This window comes from uncultured Paraglaciecola sp. (assembly GCF_913020055.1).
Taxonomy (GTDB): Bacteria; Pseudomonadota; Gammaproteobacteria; order Enterobacterales; family Alteromonadaceae; genus Paraglaciecola.
Window position 1 is genome coordinate 23,207 of sequence record NZ_CAJWCF010000026.1, and the last position, 22,138, is coordinate 45,344.

The following is a 22,138-nucleotide window of genomic DNA, read 5'->3' on the forward strand; positions in this document are numbered from 1 at the left end:
AGGCTACTTTATGGCAACATTGCTAATCGCTGATGATCATCCGTTGTACCGCGATGCGATAAGGGGAGCATTGACTAGCAACTTCGAGCAACTCACCTTGCTTGAAGCTGCTGACTTAGACACTACAGTCGAAATGTTGCACCACAATAAACAAATTGATTTGCTACTACTTGATCTTCATATGCCAGGTAGTGGTGATCTTTTCGGTTTGATTCATATCCGTAAAATATTTCCTGATTTGCCCGTTGCTGTTGTATCAGGGCTGGAAGATGTCGACATAATCTCCAAAGTCATCAATGTAGGTGCAATGGGTTTTGTACCCAAAACAACTAGTGCCGCACAAATTTCAAAAGCAGTAAATGTGATGCTTGAAGGCGATATTTGGTTGCCGGAAAGTTATGCAGCTAATGACGTTGAATTGGATACAGAATTTACAGAGTTAGCCGTTAAAGTCGCTAGCCTTACGCCCGCACAATATAAAGTGCTGTGTTACATGCGTGACGGCTTGTTAAATAAACAAATTGGTTACAATCTAGATATTGCAACGGCAACGGTCAAAGCTCATGTAACCGGCATATTCAAGAAACTACATATCAATAATCGCACTCAAGCAGTGCTTATTGCTTCGCACCTTCAACTTGCACCGCCTGAAGCAGGGATCTGAGTTTAGCTGGTTTTACCGGTTTGCTTAAATAATTACAATTTGCTTTAAACGCTTCGGTAATAATCTCATCGTCCTGATTCGCTGTAACTAAAATAACAGGGATCGGATAACCCAAAAATTTACGTATCTTGGCAACAAGTTGTAGTCCGTTTTCGCCCTTATCCAAATGGTAGTCCATCAAAATGACTTGTGGTTCACTGACTTTCAGCGCTGCCATCGCTTCATCAGATGTTAAGGCTGTAGTGACATTTACCTGCCACTTATCTAAAAACGTCAGCATAGCATCCAGATTTTCTTGTTTATCATCAACACACAACACTCTTAATCCAGCTAAGCCAACTTTATTGCCACTTGCTTTCTTAATGCTTACTGGCTCGACTGCTGCACAGCTTGGTAATTCGATTGAAAAGCAGCTTCCTCTTCCCAATATCGAGCGAACCTCTACTAGCGCATTCAGTTGCTTACTAAGACGTGCGACTACGCCTAACCCCAAACCAAATCCTTGCTGACTATGATCACCAGAACGGTAAAAATCTCCAAAGATATTATTTAATTCCTCTTGATGAATGCCGGTACCGGTATCCCAAACTTGTAAAAGCACCTTGTCTCTTCGCTTACGTACACTCAATAACACTTTTCCTGTAGGCGTGTATTTAATCGCATTTGATAACAAGTTTTGTAAAATTCTGTACAAATAAGTACGGTCAGTTTTAAGCCAAAGGTCTTGTAATCTGTATTTGAGTTGCAAACCTTTTTCTTCCGCATTCATACTTAGCTCATCGATTAAAGGAGACACTAAGGCTTTAATTGAAACAGCACTATAACGGGGTTTCATATCTCCTTGATCTAAACGTGCAATGTCTAACAAGGTGGCGATTAGTGCTTCACTAGCGTTAAGACTTTCACCCAATTTTTGCACAATTTGACTGGCATCCTTTTCAAGAGATACTTCTTGTAGCGCACTCAGATAAAGTTTAGCGGCATTTAGAGGCTGTAAAATGTCATGGCTAGCAAGGGCTAGAAAATGTGTTTTATTGGCATTAGCGACCTCAGCATTTTTTCGAGCACTGACAAGTTCTTTTTCGGCGTCAGCACGACGCTCAATTTCTAAATGTAATTCCGCGTTAATGGTTTGCACTTCTTCTGAGCGCTTTTGAATACGGTTTTCCAGATCTATATTGGCTTCTTTTAGTGCATGCTGAATTTCAATATGCTGAGTAACATCATTAAAACTAGTGACAAAGCCCCCTCCAGGTAAAGGGTTGCCAACCATTTCAATCACGCGACCATCACTACGTTGACGTAAAAATCGATGGCTGGTGCCGCAACGCATATGTTCAAGTCGCTTCTGAACCAAAGTGTCAACATTACCTACCCCACATTCGCCCCGTTCAGCGTTATAACGCACTAATATTTCAATGGGTGTACCAACAGTAATCAAGTCATCTGGGTAGTCAAATAAGGCGACATAACTTTTATTCCAAGCCACTAAATCAAGATTTCTGTCTATTACACTTATTCCTTGCTCCAGACTTTCCAAAGACGTAAACAAAGCACTGATGTTAAATTGAATGGCTTGAGTCGTATCATCAAAAAAGTTAACCACTTCTTCGAAATTGAGGCGCTTACCGCTCAAGGCACTATCCACCAAGACCTTTGCACTCGATGCACCGATAACTCCACCTAGGGCACGTTCGCTGAAGACCACAAAATTTTTGTGTGGTCGTTGATCAAACGAAAGGATAATACCCTGTCTTTTCTGGTATTCCTTTATTAACATCTGACAACGACTTTCCCCAAGAAACGTGGATAACAGAGTGATTAAGTCTCCTACTGTGGTACTTAGAGGATGCTTGTCATAATGTTCACCTCTGGTTTCAATCGATGTGACAAAAGCCTCTGCTTGTATCCGATCGATCAACCGAGTTTGTGCGAACATGGAAAATAATACATAAGCCATTGTATTGGCTATTAAGCTTAAAATAGCGCCTTCACTGATCGCATTGTTATGTAAGATGATGCCTGAACTTTCGTTTATTATTGGTAAAATCAACCACAATACCCACACACTCACACCAACTATAAGACCCGCATAAACACCGTGAGCATGGCCTCGTTTCCAATATAGTCCCCCAACAATTGCAGGTAATAACTGAATAACTAAAGAAAAAGCAATAAGCCCTATTGAAGCGAGAGAACGACTATTGGTCATTTGTTGTTGATATAGATAAGCCAACAGCAGCAACACACCAATGACGATCCGGCGGATCATTAAAATAGTACGTGTGTAATCGGGGCTATGCTGTTGGTGACTTCGAGTCGCTAGAAACTTAGGTAAAATAACATCATTGGTTAACATAGTACTTAAGGTCAAAGTAGCGACTACGATCATTGCCGTCGCGGCCGACAGTCCACCTAAAAACACCAACATTTTCAGCGCCAACGATTCTGACATTATGGCTAAACCTAACACATAAGTATCAGGCTCATTGCCACTGCCCCCTAACATTGCCTGGCCTGCCACCGCAATGATAGGAATGACCGCCGCCATTAAACCTAAATAAAGAGGAAATAACCAACGAGCGGTTTTGATATGACTAAGACTGAGGTTATCGATTACCGCAACGTGGAATTGACGAGGTAAACAAATTACTGCAGCAGCAGCCATCAATGTTTGCGCCCAAAAGGAGGTAGATTGAAAGTTATCTAAAACCTCATAACTAACAAATGACAGCAACATTGGCTCACTACTTTGCTGTTGCCACCAGTAGTAACCGTAAAATGCTACACAAATCAAAGCAGTTAATTTAATTATCGATTCGAACGAAATTGCCAGGATCAAGCCACGCCGATACTCAGTTACATCGGTGCGCTGGGTACCAAAATATATAGAAAACAGCGCGATAAAAAGGGTCGCCCCCAATACAACGTTACCCGCATCCTTTTGCCCAGACACTAGGAAAAATGCTGAACCAATGGCTTTTAATTGTAGCGCGATATAAGGAATAGTCGCTAATAAGGCAATGATAGTGACGAGTAAGGCAACCGTCTGTCTTTTTCCGTAACGAGAAGAGATAAAATCGGCAATAGTGGTGATATGTTGTTTTTTGCTTACTTGTGTAAGCTTTAATAAAAATCGATAACCAAATAGATACAGTAGAGTCGGGCCAAGTAATATGGGCAAATAACTCCACGTATTTCGAGTTGCTTCCCCTACAGAACCAAAAAACGTCCAGGCTGTACAGTAAATCGCCAATGCCAAAGAATAGATAGCCGGATGTGAAGTTAGCTTTTTTGCACTTACTGAATGACTGTCACCCCAACGTGCCAACCAGAATAAACATGCCAAATAAGCAATGGCTAGCGCAACCCAACCTAAACCCATATATTTCCTTGCAGCTAACTTAAACCAATGTACATGACTCTAACATAGCTTTATTAACAAACTAACTAAGACCATGGTCGCATTTACTGATGCAACCACCGGACTAAACTAACCTTAGTCACGAAACCCCGAGCAAGTTTAAGAAAGAAATAAATTAAACAATGCAAATTAATTTGGGGAAATAGACCAAGGTCTTATGGCTGAACGAAAAGGCATGCTGTAAAAATAACTTAGTGAAGTAAAAATGCAGCATAAAAATAACAAGTGTTTAACTGAGTGTTTACAATCCACCATAAACGTTAATAGGGGTTTCTAATGAGCAATAAAGACAAGAATGACAATAACCTAGCGAATACCAGACGTAGTTTTATGAAAAAATCGGCAACTGCCGGCATCATCGCCGCAAGTAGCGCACCGACGTTTTTCATGAAAAACGCCTTTGCTGCAGACGGTAGTTTCAGAAACATGCCGGGCATGGGTAAGAGTATCAAACTGGGATTTAACGTCCCTCAATCTGGTGCTTACGCAGATGAGGGTGCCGATGAGCTTCGCGCATACAAGCTAGCGGTCAAACATCTTAATGGTGAAGGCGACGGTGGTTTAATGAACACCATGAAGCCACTATCATTGAAAGGCAACGGCATACTTGGCAAGAAAGTAGAGTATGTAACGGGTGATACTCAGACCAAGTCAGACGCAGCTCGTGCATCTGCTAAGCGTATGATCGAAAAAGACGGCGCATTAATGATTACTGGAGGTTCATCTTCTGGCGTTGCTGTTGCGGTACAAAGTTTATGTCAGGAAATGGGCATCATTTTTATGTCAGGACTGACCCACTCGAATGACACTACTGGTAAAGATAAACGTCGTTACGGTTTCCGTCATTTCTTCAATGCTAAAATGTCAGGCTCAGCACTAGGTCCAGTGCTGAAAGAAGAAATGGGTACTGAACGTCAGGCTTACCATTTAACTGCCGATTACACTTGGGGTTGGACACAAGAAGAATCAATTAAGGAAACAACAGAAGCCTTAGGCTGGAAAACCACCGCAACAGTTAAAACACCGGTTGGAGCAGGAGATTTTTCTCAGTACATCACGCCAATCCTTAACTCTGGCGCCGATACATTGATCCTCAATCACTACGGTAAGGACATGATTAACTCCTTGACGCAAGCTGTGCAGTTTGGCTTACGTGACAAACAAGTGAACGGCAAAAACTTTGAAATCATCGTGCCGCTATATTCTCGTTTAATGGCACAGGGTGCAGGAGAAAATCTTAAAGGTATTTTAGGTACCACTAACTGGAACTGGGCATTAACTGATGCAGGTTCAATGGCCTTTGTTAAGTCATTTGGTGCAGAGTATGGTTTCCCACCGTCACAGGCAGCACATACTTGTTATGTTCAAACCTTGTTGTATGCCAATGCTTGTGAAATGGCAGGTACCTTCTACCCACCTGCAGTAATTAAAGCGTTAGAAGGCTTTAAATTCGATGGTATGGGTAATGGTGAAACTGAGTATCGCGCCGAAGATCACCAGTGCTTTAAAAACGTATTGGTTGTACGTGGTAATCAGAACCCTACTAGTCAGTTTGATTTATTGGAAATTGTTAAAGAAGTGCCAAGATCTCAAGTTGAATATGATGCATCGATATTCGGTGGTGAATTAGGTCCATACAAAGTATAGAAATGGCCTAACCTCAAGTTAAGCCATGTCACAAAAGGTGATATGGCTTGTTTTTTTAACTTATTAATGCTGAAGTAAAAATTTATGGATGTTTTCTTAATTCAACTACTCAATGGTCTAGACAAAGGCGGTGCTTACGCACTGATTGCCCTCGGTTTGACACTGGCCTTTGGCACGCTAGGCATTGTTAATTTCGCCCATGGCGCCTTGTTTATGTTGGGTGCATTTTGTGCAGTAACGGTTCAGCAAATTCTGACTATGTCGGTAAAAGTCAGAGATGAGAGCATTACCTTTTTTGAAGCCTACAAAGAACAACCCTATTTAGAAATTTGGTGGGGGGACACTGGTACAGCCATTATTGATTATGCCGTTCCTATATCAATTCTCTTCGTTATACCGATTATGTTACTCATAGGTCTTGCACTTGAAAGAGGTTTGATAAAACACTTTTACAAACGCTCTCACGCAGAACAAATTTTGGTTACTTTTGGTTTGGCCATTGTATTGCAAGAAATTATTCGCGCGTTTTTTGGTGCAAACCCAATACCGACGCCTGCTCCCGATATTGTGGCTGGTAGTGCAGCGATAGGCTCATTCCTGGGTTTAAGTGATAACTTGGTTTATCCATGGTGGCGCCTTATTTACTTAGCATTTTCATCTTTAGTTATTTTTGGCGTATTTGCCTTCTTAAAATTCACCACCTTTGGCATGGTAGTGCGCGCCGGCATGGCAGACCGCGAGACGGTAGGCTTATTAGGAATAAATGTGCAGCGTAAATTTACCATTGTTTTTGGCCTCGCCGCTGTTGTGGCAGGTGTGGCTGGTGCAATGTATGCCCCTATATTACCTCCTGATTATCATATGGGTATGGACTTTCTAGTCCTATCATTTGTGGTGGTCGTGGTTGGTGGAATGGGTTCTCTGGGCGGCGCAGTGACGGCTGGTTTTTTACTTGGGATCCTGCAATCTTTTGCTTCAATGAATGAATTTAAGGCGATATTTCCGGGTATCGACCAAATTATAATTTATCTGGTAGCAGTAATTGTTTTATTAGTTAGGCCTCGTGGTCTGATGGGGCGTGAAGGAGTGATGGAGGACTAATGATGAAATTAACGCTTAAAAATAATTTATTCGTGATGCTGATTTTTTCAGTAGTCGTGTTGACTGCTCCAATTTGGTTATCTCCAATAGGTGCAAACTACCCAGATTTACTGCAGAAGTTTGCTATATTTGGAATTTTTGCCATTGGTTTTAATATCTTGTTTGGGCTGACTGGTTACCTATCGTTTGGCCACGCGACCTTCTTGGGTATTGGTTCTTACTCAGCAGTATGGTGTTTCAAATTATTTAGCATGAACGTGTTACCTGGTATTGTTATGGGCACCGTTATTGCTGGTATATTTGCTTTCCTGATAGGTTATGTGAGTCTACGTCGTTCGGGGATCTACTTTTCTATCCTCACTCTGGCTTTTGCTCAAATGTCATATAGCTTGGCTTACTCAGTACTGACTCCCATTACTAATGGTGAGACTGGTTTACAATTATCCTCTGAAGATCCTCGTTATCTCGATGCGTTATTTTCAGTTGAAGTTACTGAGGGATTACCGTCGACTAACCTATTTGGTCAATTGATGAGTGGTTATCCTGGTTTCTACTTTTGTGCGACCTTGTTGATAATTGGATTTTATATTTCACTTAAGATCTTTCGTTCACCTTTTGGCCTAAAGCTAAGAGCGATAAAGTCTAATCAAACACGTATGCGCTACACCGGTTTTAATACTCGCCCTTACCTATTAACTGCCTTTATTATTTCTGGCATGTATGCAGGATTGGCAGGCTCTTTAATGGCGGTCACCGATCCGCTAGCAGGAGCCGAACGGATGCAATGGACAGCTTCCGGTGAAGTGGTATTGATGACAATCTTAGGAGGCTCAGGAACATTATTGGGACCTTTATTCGGGGTTACCATCATAAAATATTTCGAAAATATATTTTCCGCTATGAACACCTCCACTCTGAATGAATTTTTTAGCTTTTTACCTGAGTTTTTGCAGAGCATTATGGTTTCTATTTCCCAACATTTTGTTGGTGAAGGCTGGCACCTGACACTAGGTGCGCTATTTATGTTGGTGGTGATATTTTTGCCTGGAGGGGTTATGGAAGGGGTAACCTTAATCAACAAACATGTCAGGTTAAAACTGGGCCTGAGGTACGATGATCCCTCAGTAGCACAAAGTGAACCAAGCGGTATAGAGGCAGCTCCAGCTTCCTTAACTGATAGCCAGAAAGAGGAAAAGAAATGAGTTATATCCTCGATATTCAAGGTGTAAACAAAACCTTTGGTGGTTTGCACGCCCTATCCGATATTCAGTTAAAAATTGAAGCGGGAACTACCCATGCGATTATTGGCCCAAATGGCGCAGGAAAGTCTACTTTGCTTAACTGTTGCATTGGTAAGCTGATCCCTGACACTGGAAGCGTGACATTCAATGGCATGAACATGATTGGTAAAAAGCCACATGAAATTAATCATGCTGGCATGGTGCGGGTATTTCAAACACCGGAAATTTTTCCTGATTTGACCCTATTGCAAAACGTGATGATCCCGGCTCTAGCCAAACGGGATGGTATGTTTAGTTTTAATCCATTTAAGAGCATGTCCCGAGAGGGGGTTATTCAGCAAGAAGCCATGCAAGCTCTACATGATATTGGTTTAGAAAAAAGCTGCGATCAACACGCTGGGAGTATTTCAAGGGGTGACAAGCGTCGTTTAGAAGTTGCCATGGGTTTAATCCAAAAACCCAGCTTGCTTCTTTTAGACGAACCCACAGCCGGTATGGCGCGACATGATACTAACGCGACCATTGATTTGCTTAAACGACTGACAAGCGATGGTATGACCAAAGTGATCATTGAGCATGATATGCATGTGGTATTTAGTTTAGCCGACACCATAAGTGTATTGGCCCAGGGGCGAATTATCGCTACAGGAAGCCCCGAAGAAATTCGTAATAATCCAAAAGTAAAAGAAGCCTATTTAGGAGAGTCCGAGGATGAGTGAGACAGTCAGTAATGAAATAATCGGAACCAAAAATCCTACTGAGACTGTTAAACCTGTCACTAGTAAGGGTTCGGCACCTGCCTTCTTTTCTTGCTGGGATATGCACTCTTACTATGGTGAGAGTTATATAGTGCAAGGGGTGAGTTTTGATATAAGACAAGGTGAAGTGCTGGCGCTTCTGGGCCGTAATGGTGCAGGAAAAACCACCACACTGCGTTCTATAGCTAGAATGGATAGTCCGAGTGTTTCACACGGTGAACTTTGGCTAGATCATAAACCTTTGCATAACATGTCTTCTCACGAGGCGTCCCAATCAGGGGTGGCATTAGTACCGGAAGATCGCAGAATTATTGCAGGCTTAACGGTTGAAGAGAATCTGGTTCTGGCGCAAATTGCACCGCCTATTGGATGGTCTATAGAAAGGATCTATGAACATTTTCCTCGTTTGGCAGAGCGTCGTAACCAAATGGGCACTACCCTTTCTGGTGGTGAACAGCAAATGTTAGCCGTAGCCAGAGCACTAGCACGAGACATCAAATTATTGCTGTTAGATGAACCGTATGAAGGGTTGGCTCCGGTAATTGTGCATGAAATAGCGTCAATAGTGGACAGTATCAAAAAACAGGGTATTACTACTATTATCGTAGAGCAAAATGCAGTAGCGGCTTTGAGACTCGCCGACCGAGCGATCATCTTGGATATGGGTACTATAGTGTTTGATGGCACAGCTCAAGAGGTGATGGATAACGAAGAGCTTCGTCATGAGTATCTGGCGATATAACCGCAGCAACTTACGTTAGTTGGCTGTACAATCTGATGCTGATGGATACTATTATCTCATCAGTAGTATAAATAAACAACGCTTGGCCTAGGGTCTAGAGAAATCTAGTCCTGATGGCCACAGCTTTCTTGGCTATCAAACATAAGTTCCTCCAAGAATAGAATCTAGCCTCCGTTCAGAACAGACATCACGTCTAAACAAAGCATTATTCATTTTAGCAAGTAATCCCAAACAGCTTATTTCTAATGACTTATCCCAATTCCACTAAATAATGATAATTGTCACTACGACAGCGACTGAGTCTAAATTCAATAGCCTTATTATCTAACGAATGAGTAACTCTTGTAACTTCGAGCAAGGGATCACCTTCTTTAATATCTAACATTTGTGCATCATTTTTTGTTGCAAGCACTGCCTTGATACTGTCACTCGTATCTCGTACTGTCAGATTAAATTGAGTTTGATAAAAATGGTAAAGAGTGTGCGGTACTTCTTGCTGCGTTTCCAATATAGAAAAATATTTGTGGGGTAAAAATATGGTTTCAGCAATACAAAATTCATTATTTAGAATTCGTCTTCTTCGCAACACTATGACTTTGGCTTTAGGCTCTAACTCTAATGCTTGGGCAACCTGCTTAGTCGCCACTTTGGTTTCCACTGACAATAGTTCAGCTTTAGGTAACTCAGGGCTTTTTCCATCGGCAACTAATGGAAAAAACCGATATAAACTATGATGACCTGTATGCTCAGATACAAATGTGCCAATACCTTGCTTACGGTTCAATATTTTAGCATCAGTTAAACTGTTTAATGCTTTACGCACAGTGCCTTGGCTCACATTCAACTCGCTTGCCAATTGAAATTCGTTTGGCAACATTTCACCTGGCTTCCAACGTTGTTCAACAATCAGCTGAGTCACGTGTTCTTCAACTTGCTTGTATAGTGGCTGGAACGCCAAACCTGGATGGCTGAGTTTGTTATCAAAACGATTTTTATTCATGGATCTGAACTGCAAATGAACATGGCTCTAGAGTATTATTAACTGCCACTCTTGCACAAGATAATAAATAGATATTGTGCTAAAAAATGTAGGCCTAAGTGATTGACAAAATTTAGGAATAGTTAGTAACCTGAACGTTGAGTATGTTAACCCCCTAAGCCAATACATTTTATACTTCTAACATTCTGTTTTTATTATAGTTAATTTGAATAGATCAGTACGTGTTCAACTGTAATAGGTTAGCCAGATTGACACTTAACAAACACACCAATCGATTATCCTCCTCGATTGACAAAAATTTAACACTACTATAACTTACGTCTTATATAAGATTAATAATACACTTTTTATTCATACTTGATTTGTTGTGCCAAAATCAATTTCTGATGAATATATGTAGCTTTAGTAAACGTCCAGAGGTTACCTTTATCCGTGCTTACCCCTTCACTAAACCCCAAACTTAACCTTTCAGCACCCGATTGGAATACAGTCACTCAAGTGACTGTTACTGAGGATGCCTACTTAACCGAAGATACTTCAGTGATCCTGCCGACTTCGGAGGGTTTATTACATGTAAGTTTTCACATGTGTGGAGTACGCCTAAGACTAGCTGGTAAGTCTAGTGCCAATTATGAAATGTTGCTGCAGGAGCCTGCTCCCCTGCCCTGTCAACTCACTCACTTTGAACACAGTACGTCTATTACCTCAGGTAACAACGAACTGATTATTCAACATGCTCCTTTTTCATTTTTATTAAATTGCGATGGAAAGACGGTACAAAAAACCCCGAATGATGGCCATTTTGTGCGCCAATATCGTATTCCGCCTCTAGCAAAAACCACACAAGGTTGGTTATTTAGTTTAGATTTAGGTGCTGAAGAAGCGGTGTATGGTTTAGGCGAAAAATGGTCAAGCCTGAATAAACGGGGGCAGTTTATTCGCTCATATAATCACGACGCTTTGGGGGTAAACGCCGAAGTCTCATACAAAAACACACCTTTTGCTTGGAGCCCACAAGGCTGGGGTGTATTTGTTCATACACCAGCTCCAGTGACGCATGCGATTGGTTACGCTCCTTGGTCACAACGGGCTTATGCCTTGTTGATAGAAGACGACGCATTAGACATATTTTTACTGACAGGTAAAAACGGTGGTGAGATGATCCATCACTATACCGAACTAACAGGCAAAGCCCCGGTTCCGCCAGTCTGGAGTTTGGGTGTTATTTTATCTAAAGCCTATTACAAAGATGTGCCGGAACTAATGGCTACCGCTAAATCAGTGCGTGAGCACAACATGCCCTGCGATGTGATCACATTAGATGGACGCGCTTGGCAAGATACAGATACACGTTTCGCCTTTGAATGGGACCCTAAAAGATTTGCTGATTTCCCGCCCAGTAAAGTAATAAGTGACTTAAAAGCCATGCACTTTAAAGTGTGTATTTGGGAATACCCTTTAGTCTCTGTGCAAAACCCATTGTTTGAAGACATGGCTCAAAAAGGCTGGTTACTGACGGACAGACGCACTGGTGATGCCTACCGATACCAATGGGATATGAGTGCTTTTGCCGAAGTACTTACGCCATTACCTGAGTCAGGCATAGTCGATTTTACCCACCCTGAGGCATTTGCATTTTGGCTGGAATCACATAAACCCCTATTCGACTTAGGCGTAGATATGATCAAAGCCGACTTTGGTGAGCAAGTAGAAGATGACAATATGCTCGCTTACAATGGTGATTCAGGGCATCGATTACACAATGTATATAGCTTACTGTATAACCGTTGTGTGTATGAAGCAGCTGAAAAATACAGTCAAACACAACCATTTTTATTTAGTCGTAGTGCATGGATTGGTTCACAACGCTACCCAAGTCAATGGGGTGGAGATCCTCAGGCCGATTGGGGCGGACTGATTGGAAGTATTCGAGGCGCTTTATCTTGGGGCATGTCGGGCGCACCCTATTTTGCTACTGACGTAGGCGGATTTTACAAAGATACGCGAGACTCTGAGTTATTTGTTCGTTGGTCACAAACAGCGGTGTTTTCAGCGCATATGCGTTTACATGGCATTGGTCAGCGAGAACCTTGGAGTTATAGTTCAGAAGCTGAAAATGCAGTTAATCAAGCGCTGAAACTGCGTTACCAGCTCATCCCTTATATTCAAATATCAATGCTCCAAGCGAGTCAATCTGGTATGCCTTTGATGCGCGCCATGGCGTTGGCGTTTCCCGACGATAGGTTAGCCAGAGGGTTTGAAATACAGTTTATGTTTGGTGACGATTTATTGGTGGTACCTTGCACACAAGCAGGTGGTGAGGTGGAATTTTATCTGCCACAAGGGCAATGGTTAAGATTCCCAGACCAACAAATATTCACTGGCGGCAGAGTGCACAAACTGGCGTTAACCCTAGATGAAATTGCCGTATTTGTTCCCGCAGGGCATAAAATTCCCATTGGCCCCGATGTGTTGCATACCGAACAATTAGACAACCCAACAATTGGTAACCAAATCAGTCATTACTGGCCAGCTAAAAATGCAAAGTCACCATGATTAAGTTGCAGCAAGCTTTGTTCGCAATCAACAGGCCATTGGGTAAACTCAATTATGTGCTGGCAAGTGTAGCCAAAAATCTAGCCGGTGGATTACTTGCACTGATGTTAGGCATGGTTTTAGCGCAGGTGTTTTTTCGCTATGTGCTTAATGATTCATTGGCATGGACTGAAGAATTGGCAAAATTTTCCATGGTCTGGGTCGCATGTTTAGTCGCACCTTGGGCCTATCGTGCACATCTAAATGTCTCAATCCAAATGTTTGCCGATGCATTGCCGGCAGTATTGCGCAGAATTACCGAACTAATGATCACTTTATTGGTAATAGTTATTTGCGGCATATTTTTTATCCAGAGCTTAGAGTTTTGGCAAACAGGATTGAGTATTAATGCCTCGTCTGTTCCTATCAAATTAGCGTATTTTTATAGTTGTGCACCCTTTGCTTTTGGTTCGATATGTCTGGTGGGTTTAGAAAAACTGATAGAACAACTATGTTTGCCCTTAGACCATTGCTTCACCCCACCTCAGGATACCGTCTAATATGTCCTTAAGTTACTTTTGGGTCTTTATCTTATTATTAACTGCTGGTGCACCAGTCATTTTCGCACTGTTAATTGGGCCTGGCGTCAGCCTGATTTTAGATGGCAAAGAAGTGTTTTTTTCTGCCCTTTTAAATAGATTGTACTCAGGCATGAACTCTTTTCCATTAATGGCGGTTCCGTTTTTTATACTCGCGGGCGAACTTATGAACCAAGGGGGCATAACCCAATCTATTGTAAGATTTAGCCAAACTCTAATAGGCCACTACCGAGGCGGGTTAGCACAAGTGAATATATTATCTTCTGTGTTATTTGCAGGTTTATCAGGCTCTGCGGTAGCAGATACTTCGGCACTAGGTAAAATGCTTATTCCGGCGATGGAGAAAAATGGCTACAGCAGGCGTTTTGCCGCTGCGGTGACAGCCGCATCGTCAGTGATTGGCCCTATCATACCGCCCTCTGGCATTATGATTCTTTACGCCTTTATTATGAATGTGTCTGTTGCTGGTATGTTTTTGGCCGGTATTGTGCCAGGCGTATTAATTTGCGCGGGTTTGATGTTAATGACTAATCGAATTGCAAAGAAACGCAATTACCCTGTTGCCAATGCCAAAGCTAATTGGCATCAACGTGGTAGTGCACTAAAAAGCTCCTTTTTACCTTTATTAACCCCAGTTATTTTATTAGGCGGCATAGTACTAGGCGTGTTTACCCCGACTGAAGCGGCAGCAGTAGCGGCAGGTTATGCTCTAATTATCACTCTATTTGTCACCAATACTTTAAAACTATCAAAGCTGCCGACGATATTAATTAACGCTGCAGTGCAGTCTGGAACCATTTTGTTATTGGTCGGTTCGGCAGTAACCTTCGCGTGGATCATCACAGTATCAGGCATGGCAGATATGCTCGCCTCAGAAATTACAGGCATAACCGATAATGTGTTATTGCTGCTGTTAATCATCAACTTATTCTTATTTGCCATAGGCATGTTCTTAGATGCTGGACCCGCCATTTTAATTTTAGGCCCGGTCCTTGCCCCAATATTTATTTCTCTTGGCATCGACCCGTTACATTTTGCGGTCATCATGTGTGTGAATTTAACCGTTGGGCTTGCTACCCCTCCAATGGGTCTAGTGTTGTTTGTTGCAGCGTCTGTATCCGGCGAAAAAACCGAAAATATTGCCTTAGAAATGTTGCCTTTTTTAGCGGTTGAAGCAACTGTAATACTTTTGATCACTTACTTCCCGGCACTCACTATGACCTTACCTACGTATTTTGGATTCGCTTAACATGACGACAAAACGCTTAATATTACTGCTTGTTTATGGGCTGATTGTCATTGGTTGTTTAGTCGGTATTTTTCGGGCCAGTGTAACAAAGGCGGAATTTACCATTAAAGCGTCTATTCAAGCCTCCACTCAAGATGAAGACTATGTCGGTCTATTGGCATTCAAGGAATATGTGGAACAAAAAAGTAATGGTCGAGTACAAGTTCAATTGTATGCGTCAGGACAATTTTGTGGCAGCGTTCCTGAATGTATCGGCAGTTTGCAATCGGGGGTTTTAGAAATGTTCCCCAGTACAGCTGGCGGTACAGGCAACTTTTTTGCACCCGCACAGGTCTTGGACTTACCCTATGTATTTACCAGTGACGTCCAGGCAGAGTGTGTATTAGATGGACCGATATTGCAGAAAATGCGAGAAACAGTACTAAGCAAAGGTTTAAATATTCGTTTGATTGGTGTTTCTAATACGGGCGGTTGGCGTAACTTTGCGACTACAAATAAACCGATCCACAGTCCTGATGATTTAATAGGTCAGAAAATTCGGACTACTCCAGCTGAAATTCAGCAAGAGTTAGCCAGACAATTAGGGGCTAACCCTACCCCTATTTCCTGGGCAGAACTTTATACTGCGTTAGCAACCGGCGTGGTTGAAGGCAGCAAAAATGGTATCCAAGATATTATCGGCGCTAAGTTAGAAGAACATTTAAAATACATCATCCTTGATGGGCATTCCTATATGGCCACCCTTTGGTGGTTTTCTGAACCTATATGGAAAACGCTACCAGAAGATATTCAGCAAATTGTACTAGAAGGTTTTGCCAAACAAAAAGCGGCTGCCAGTTTGTTCGTTGCTACTCAGGAAAGTCACTCTTATAGGATTTTTGAACAAGCAGGTGGCACTATTTATCATCCATCTGTTGCAGAAAAACAGGCATTTAAAGACGCTTCGGTCAACATGCGTCAGTGGTTTATCAGTAAATTCGGAAAAGATTGGCTAGATTTATTGGAATTATCTGTCGCACAATGTAACGCCAACATCAATTAACACACTCCATACCACCTAGCAATTAACGTCTAAGCAACAAAATGATTGCAAATATTTTACTTAAAGGTTAAATTTTCCACGTCTTCTGTCTTATATAAGACGCATAAGGTAATTCAATATAATAATAATAATGGGTGTAATCATCCAATAACACATAAGCCGTCACCTCAGGCAGCTAAAATACTTTTCCCTGAGGCGAGACAACATAATTAGATCAAGAAAGAATCTTGGGAGAACACAATGCACTTTAAACCCAGTAACTTACATACAAGTATTAGCAAAGCCCTTGCACTGTCTGCGTGTCTGACATTCGGTTTAACCGCCAACGCTCAAGAAGCCGAGAATGAAGAATCCAAAGGCTTTGAAACAATCACTGTTACAGCGCAAAAACGTGTTGAAAACCTAAATGAAGTGCCCGTAGCTGTAACTGTTCTTAGAGAAGATCAAATTAACTCAGCATTTTCGGCCAACATTGAAGGTCTGCAAGCGTTAGTACCTTCTGTTAGCTTTAGAAAAGGTAACACCACTCGAAATTCTGCAATTACTATCCGTGGTGTAGGCACAATTTCATTTAGTGTTGCTGCTGAACCAAGCGTATCTACTGTAGTTGATGGCGTGGTATTAGGGCGTTCTGGACAAGCTTTTGTGGACTTATACGACCTTGAGCGTATTGAAGTTTTACGTGGTCCTCAAGGTACACTTTTTGGTAAAAATGCATCAGCTGGTGTGGTTAACATCACAACCAAGCGCCCATCAGATGAATTTGAAGGCAGCTTTGAAGCCACCTTATTTCAAGACAACGAATACCGTTTAAAAACCAGTGTGTCCGGCCCGTTAAACGATAACGTAAGTGGCAGTTTAACCGTTTTAAAATCTCAATTTGATGGATACATTAATAACGTTTATAACAACCAAACAGTGAGTGGCTACGACAAAGAAGGCGTGCGTGCCATGCTGGATATCGAAGCGACGGGTGACACAGACATCTTGTTTATCTTTGAAAATGTAAATTCGAATGACAGCTGTTGTGCAGATTTAGAACTGACTCCAAGTGGTCGTCATAATTCAGAAGCTTCACCTAATAGTACAGGTACTGGAGATTTAGATCTTGAACAAAGACAATTAGATCATGATTTTGAAACCCGTACCTTAGATGAAACCACGGCATTTTCAGTACAAGTAGACAAAGAGCTAGGTGATCATCAATTTACCTCTATTACTGCCTATCGTAGTTGGAACAATACTGAATTTCGTGAAGGAGATTTCACCTCCACCGCTGGTGACCTACCTTTTCCTGTTTTTGGCGTTCCCTTTCAATTGCATGATGTTGGCCCTCAAGAATGGGATCAAATATCTCAGGAATTGCGTATAGCCTCTCCAACTGGCGAAGCTTTTGATTACCAAGCTGGTTTCTTTTGGTGGAATCAACAATCTGAGCGTAACTTCACTCGTGATGCTAGTTGCCAGAATAATGGTGGTCAATTCCAAACGGCTATTGGCAATTATCTGACTGACGTATTGGGGGTTGCCAGTCCATCTGATGCCGACATAGAACAATTTATTAGCGATGAAAGCTTAAGTTGTAATGCTAACGATATTGTAAGTGCTACTGCTTACATGGAAACCGAGTTTGATAACTGGGCATTATTTGCCGATGGTAAATACCATATCAATGACGACTTTAGATTGTTATTTGGATTACGCTATACCGATGACGAAGTCAGTTATTCCCACAACAGAAACAGCAATGATCAATACGGACGTAAAGGAGTTGGCGTGCGTGAAGCCTCTCTTGATACCAATTATAACGGCTCGACTGATGAATCAAATTTTTCTGGCAAATTTGGCGCGCAATTTGATATCAACGACGACAGTATGGTTTACGCTACATACTCTCAAGGTTATAAAGGCCCTGCCTTTAACGTGTTTTACAACATGTCTGAAAACGATACCTTACCTATTGGTGCAGAAACATCAGATGCTTATGAGTTAGGTTACAAATATGCAAGTCGCGACTTGATTTTTAACGCGGCCATATTCCGCACTGAAATTGATGGATTTCAAGCCAATAATCCAGAATTGCTCGACGGGGTGTTTATCACTCGTTTAACTAATGCAGGTTCAATTATCACTCAAGGCGCAGAATTTGACTTTATGTGGCAAGCCACAGACCAGTTAACGCTAACAGGTGGCCTTTCAACAGTTGACGCTGAAGTAGATCAGTTCCTTTGCCCAGTTGGCTTAGAGACATGTGATGGCAGCTCTGGTGATGACTTACCCTTTTCACCTGACTTAAAATACTCAGTCACCGGGGAATATGTGTGGGAATTAGATGATATGGAAATATTTCTAAATGGTTCATATGTTTACACCGATGAAATTTTTGCAGGAGCGCCTGGCGCCACGCCAACAACCAACCCAGAAGCCCTATTGCCTGACTACGGTATTTTTAATGCCAGTTTAGCATTCTCATTTAGTGATGATGATTACCGTATTTCCATAATTGGTAAAAATTTGACTGACGAAAGTTATGTCACTACGTACAGCGGTGACAACTTCCGTTATCAGATCCCACGTGACGCAGATCGCTACTTTGGCGTGCAACTGCGAGCAAAATTTTAATCCTTAGTGTGTGTTGGCGCTCTACTTCTTAGTAAGTTAGAGCGCTTTTTTTTGCCTGTACCTAGTCACCCATATAACCAATGAACAGGTAAAGCGCAAAACAATAAAGTGAGTTTGATGTTCATTTAACTCCCTACGCCCAGCCCCACATAGCCTTTGTTACTAGATGCAAACGAGTTGCCTTTTTCCAAAGTAAAACTTAAAACAATTCAAGCAAAACCCGCCGATTGCTCTTTCCTCTGGTTATTAAGAAGTTTTACGTTAAAATGCAAAGACTCTAACTTAAATAAGCTGAGAAAATTCTGAAGTATTTCGCGTCAATGTTGTTACTTATGTGGAGCATATTAGGCAACTCTGCAGAGGTAGAGTGGCAAGAGGTCTCACAACTAAAACTTGACCAATATATGGAGTTCACTGTAACAGATAGTGGAGTTCTTCTTGGTGATGAAAAATGGCATTCTCAGGCTGAAAATATATCCCGTGGTAAAGAACAATATTTACATTTTCGAGTGTCTGTTTCGAATCCACAAGTCATAATTCAATCTTTATGGTTGGTCATCCCATTCCCAGCAATCAAACATTTAACCATCACAGATGAAAGCAATACATGGGTGACAGGTGATGCGATGCCGTTTTCAACACGGCCAATAGGATCACCAAATTATGTTTTTCCAATACGCCTTAAAGCACAACAAACAACCCAAATATCAGGCTACATGCAAGGCGAGATTTTACGTTATTCATTTAGCTTAAACACCCCAGAACTAATCAGGACGTCAGATCGGAACAATGTCATTAGAGACATGGCGTTTTTCGGTTCAATGGGCACTTTAGTTATTGTTAGTTTAATTATTTTTATCGCAACAAAATATCGTTCATATTTGAGTTTTGCAGTATTTACTTTTTCATTCGGCGCTTGGTTTTTCCGCGTATTTGGTTACGGATTTGAATTGTTATGGCCAAATCATCCCCAACTCAATGATATCTCATACGCTCTTTTACTTTATGCCGTAATGATTTCTTCGACATGGTTGCTCATTTCACTCTTAAAGCGCCAAGGTAAAGAAGTTAAATATCAAGGTGTATTATGGGGATACACGGTATTACTTATTTTAAGTGGATTATTTTCTGTATTATTTCTAGACTTAAGTACCACTTTGGTCATTCCCCTATATTGGTTTTTCCCGTCAATTCTATTATCAGTATTCATCACTTATAAAGAACATAAAGCAGGATCTATTAAAGCCAAATGGTTTGCCTTTTCAATTTTTCCGTCCGTTGCAGGTGGTGGATTCATTGTTTTATTTGCCTTAGGTTTTAGTTTTCCAATCGACCCAGTGGGGTCGTTGATGCTGGGCATAGTCACAACTTGCTTATTGTTAACCGTGATGATTTCGACTTACCTAATTAAACTTTTGCAAAGCCAAAGAGATACTGAGCTAAAGCATTCAATACTTAAAACCCACCAAACCCATGAGTTAGAAAAGTTGATTCGAGAGCGTACCCAAGAACTTGAGTCTTCTAATCAATTACTACAGGAGTTAGCGAGCAAAGACCCTTTAACTAAACTACCAAACCGTCGAAGTTTAGACTTGTTTGTTGATAAGAGCATCGAAGACAATGTCAAAGTTATTGGCATTGCCTTGTTGGACCTAGATCATTTTAAACGCATCAATGATACCTATGGTCATGATGTAGGTGACATAGTGCTTTGTCAGGTTGCTGAGGTACTTAAACCATTGAATACTTCTGATTGTATTGCTGGTCGTTTTGGAGGTGAAGAGTTTGCAATTATTCAACGACTACCTGAAAAAACCAAGTTTGAAACTGCACTTAAAGCATTACATGTAAAAATCAATCAAATCGTGATCACCGATTATCAGGATATTCATGTGAAAACCTGCATTGGTTGGGTGATAAGTGACGGCAACGAAACTATAGGCGAATACTTTAGGCGCGCAGACAAAGCACTTTATCAAGCCAAAGAACAAGGGCGCAATCAACTGGTACCTTAAACACTATCAATCCCATCTAAGATAAGTGTATTAGCCCATTTTAAAATGCCGTTTGTGCCAACTTATTGTCAGTGGCACGGAGAGATTCAGCATGAAAGCCACCAGCATAAGTGTATAAAAAGCATCAACAGACATGATGTGATGTTGAACATAGGCAATATCCATTACCACAAATGCCAGTTCTGCCCTGCCCAACATACCAAACCCTATCATCCAACTGGCAGGCCAATCAAAGTTACCGGTATACCGGGCTGCAAGAGCAGCAGAGAGCACTTGACCGATAAACAATGCCACAAACAACATTAGCGCTTCGGGTAACACAGACAGAAACGTGTCTAGGTCAAATAATAGTTTACTGCCCAAAGCGACAAAAAATACTGGCCCAATCCATGAAAAAGCCACATTGTCGATAATTTCCTTAGCTTGTTGGTAATAATCCTTATCTTCTTCTTGGTGAAAATCAAAATATTCACGATGAATTATCAGTCCCGCCATATACGCGCCAACCGCCGGATGAAAGCCAAATTCATGTGCCAGAAGCCCTACTAACACCGCGATAAGTAACAGAGAAAGTACGGTATATTCACCTTTTGCCATAGCTAATACTTCTTGTAAATTAAGCTTTCCTAACAAAGGGATTTTTTGGGTAAAACCCTGACTGGCTGGAAATAACCATCCTCCAATCAAAGTCACAAGGGCAAAAAAAGCGACAGCTTTACCTAGAATAAGTAAAATGCCGTCTAAGGAAACGGTTGCTTCGCCGGTTGCAATAGGCACAAGGATGGCAACTAAAGCCAGTGAAGCGATATCATCTAAAACGGCAGAAGTCATGATCCCTGTTGCTGCAGGTGTATTACTTAACCCCTCACTCTTCAAAGAAACCATGGTTAAAGACACGGCCGTGGCCATCATTGCTAAACCACAAAAAAGTGAGGTGTTATTGTCATTCCAATAAATATCTGCCGCGACATACCCTATAGCAAAAGGTGTGATAGCACCAAATAGAGCGATCCCCCAACTACGCTTAATACCTTGCAAAAAATTAGCAGTGTCTTCCTCAAAGCCAAGGGCAAACATAATAATAATGATCCCTAGCTCTGCAAAATCAATAATGAATACAGGTAATACTTCAGGTAAAAACCCCACATTGACCAAAATTGTACCGCAAAACAAATACCACAAGACTGGAGTCAATCTAGTTTTATGAGCTAAGTAGGATGCAATAAAGACGGTTATCCAAATCAGGGCCAAAACGGCAATATCGTGCATCATAATCTCCAGTGACTAAGAACCAAAGATACGCCTATGGATTACAATTTTATTGATTCGGATCAGCACTATTGCCTTTATACTGATTAATGGTATGGACCCTCTCCTCCCATAACGGCTTCAAATGAGCCAAGATAGTGGTTGTTAAAATCGACTATCAAAAAAGAGAGGGTCACATGAATAAAGTAACAATTGGATTGGATACTGCCAAGTCTGTTTTTCATTTAATC

The 22,138-nt window shown here is 41.5% G+C and carries 15 protein-coding genes; 12 read left to right on the plus strand and 3 right to left on the minus strand.

Going from position 1 to position 22,138, the window contains the following annotated elements; genetic code table 11:
• Nucleotides 1-10 precede the first annotated feature (10 nt).
• Nucleotides 11-664 (plus strand): response regulator transcription factor, encoded by a 654-nt coding sequence (locus tag QZ488_RS07680; RefSeq protein ID WP_293747250.1) that lies wholly within the window; start codon nt 11-13, stop codon nt 662-664.
• On the opposite strand, the gene QZ488_RS07685 is transcribed toward QZ488_RS07680, so the two are convergent.
• Nucleotides 618-4,049, minus strand: a complete 3,432-nt coding sequence (locus QZ488_RS07685; protein ID WP_293747251.1) for a PAS-domain containing protein — start codon at nt 4,047-4,049, stop codon at nt 618-620. The two genes, QZ488_RS07680 and QZ488_RS07685, sit on opposite strands and share 47 nt — an antisense overlap.
• Before the next feature lie 315 nt (nt 4,050-4,364).
• Here QZ488_RS07685 and QZ488_RS07690 point away from each other — a divergent pair, with 315 nt between their 5' ends.
• The 5 genes from QZ488_RS07690 to QZ488_RS07710 all read left to right on the plus strand — a co-directional run bounded on the left by QZ488_RS07690 (nt 4,365) and on the right by QZ488_RS07710 (nt 9,577).
• The gene (locus QZ488_RS07690) at nt 4,365-5,735 is read left to right on the plus strand and encodes a substrate-binding protein (protein WP_293747252.1); all 1,371 of its coding nucleotides are present in this window, start codon (nt 4,365-4,367) and stop codon (nt 5,733-5,735) included.
• An 84-nt stretch (nt 5,736-5,819) separates the two neighbouring features.
• Entirely contained in the window at nt 5,820-6,836 is a 1,017-nt protein-coding gene (locus tag QZ488_RS07695; protein ID WP_293747253.1) for a branched-chain amino acid ABC transporter permease, read from the plus strand.
• On the plus strand, nt 6,836-8,038 hold the full coding sequence (locus QZ488_RS07700) for a branched-chain amino acid ABC transporter permease (protein ID WP_293747254.1): 1,203 nt from the start codon (nt 6,836-6,838) through the stop codon (nt 8,036-8,038). The genes QZ488_RS07695 and QZ488_RS07700 overlap by 1 nt, the downstream gene beginning before the upstream one ends.
• On the plus strand, nt 8,035-8,796 hold the full coding sequence (locus QZ488_RS07705) for an ABC transporter ATP-binding protein (protein WP_293747255.1): 762 nt from the start codon (nt 8,035-8,037) through the stop codon (nt 8,794-8,796). Before QZ488_RS07700 ends, QZ488_RS07705 begins: the two co-directional genes overlap by 4 nt.
• Entirely contained in the window at nt 8,789-9,577 is a 789-nt protein-coding gene (locus QZ488_RS07710; RefSeq protein ID WP_293747256.1) for an ABC transporter ATP-binding protein, read from the plus strand. The genes QZ488_RS07705 and QZ488_RS07710 overlap by 8 nt, the downstream gene beginning before the upstream one ends.
• A gap of 250 nt (nt 9,578-9,827) precedes the next feature.
• Here the strand turns inward: QZ488_RS07710 and QZ488_RS07715 are convergent, their stop codons facing one another.
• Nucleotides 9,828-10,577: a GntR family transcriptional regulator gene (locus tag QZ488_RS07715; protein WP_293747257.1), complete on the minus strand. Its 750-nt coding sequence runs from the start codon at nt 10,575-10,577 to the stop codon at nt 9,828-9,830.
• Nucleotides 10,578-11,009: 432 nt separating this feature from the next.
• On the opposite strand from QZ488_RS07715, the gene QZ488_RS07720 reads away from it, so the two are divergent.
• The 6 genes from QZ488_RS07720 (at nt 11,010) to QZ488_RS07745 (ending at nt 20,639) form a co-directional block, all read left to right on the plus strand.
• Entirely contained in the window at nt 11,010-13,133 is a 2,124-nt protein-coding gene (locus tag QZ488_RS07720; RefSeq protein WP_293747258.1) for an alpha-xylosidase, read from the plus strand.
• Nucleotides 13,130-13,672, plus strand: coding sequence for a TRAP transporter small permease (locus tag QZ488_RS07725; protein ID WP_293747259.1), 543 nt, complete (start codon nt 13,130-13,132; stop codon nt 13,670-13,672). Before QZ488_RS07720 ends, QZ488_RS07725 begins: the two co-directional genes overlap by 4 nt.
• Before the next feature lies 1 nt (nt 13,673).
• On the plus strand, nt 13,674-14,960 hold the full coding sequence (locus tag QZ488_RS07730) for a TRAP transporter large permease (protein WP_293747260.1): 1,287 nt from the start codon (nt 13,674-13,676) through the stop codon (nt 14,958-14,960).
• A gap of 1 nt (nt 14,961) precedes the next feature.
• Nucleotides 14,962-16,002, plus strand: a complete 1,041-nt coding sequence (gene dctP, locus QZ488_RS07735; RefSeq protein ID WP_293747261.1) for a TRAP transporter substrate-binding protein DctP — start codon at nt 14,962-14,964, stop codon at nt 16,000-16,002.
• A 240-nt stretch (nt 16,003-16,242) separates the two neighbouring features.
• Nucleotides 16,243-18,624: a TonB-dependent receptor gene (locus QZ488_RS07740; RefSeq protein WP_293747262.1), complete on the plus strand. Its 2,382-nt coding sequence runs from the start codon at nt 16,243-16,245 to the stop codon at nt 18,622-18,624.
• Nucleotides 18,625-18,944: 320 nt separating this feature from the next.
• Nucleotides 18,945-20,639, plus strand: coding sequence for a diguanylate cyclase (locus tag QZ488_RS07745; protein WP_293747263.1), 1,695 nt, complete (start codon nt 18,945-18,947; stop codon nt 20,637-20,639).
• A gap of 30 nt (nt 20,640-20,669) precedes the next feature.
• On the opposite strand, the gene QZ488_RS07750 is transcribed toward QZ488_RS07745, so the two are convergent.
• Nucleotides 20,670-21,911, minus strand: a complete 1,242-nt coding sequence (locus QZ488_RS07750; protein WP_293747264.1) for a cation:proton antiporter — start codon at nt 21,909-21,911, stop codon at nt 20,670-20,672.
• Nucleotides 21,912-22,138: the final 227 nt, after the last annotated feature.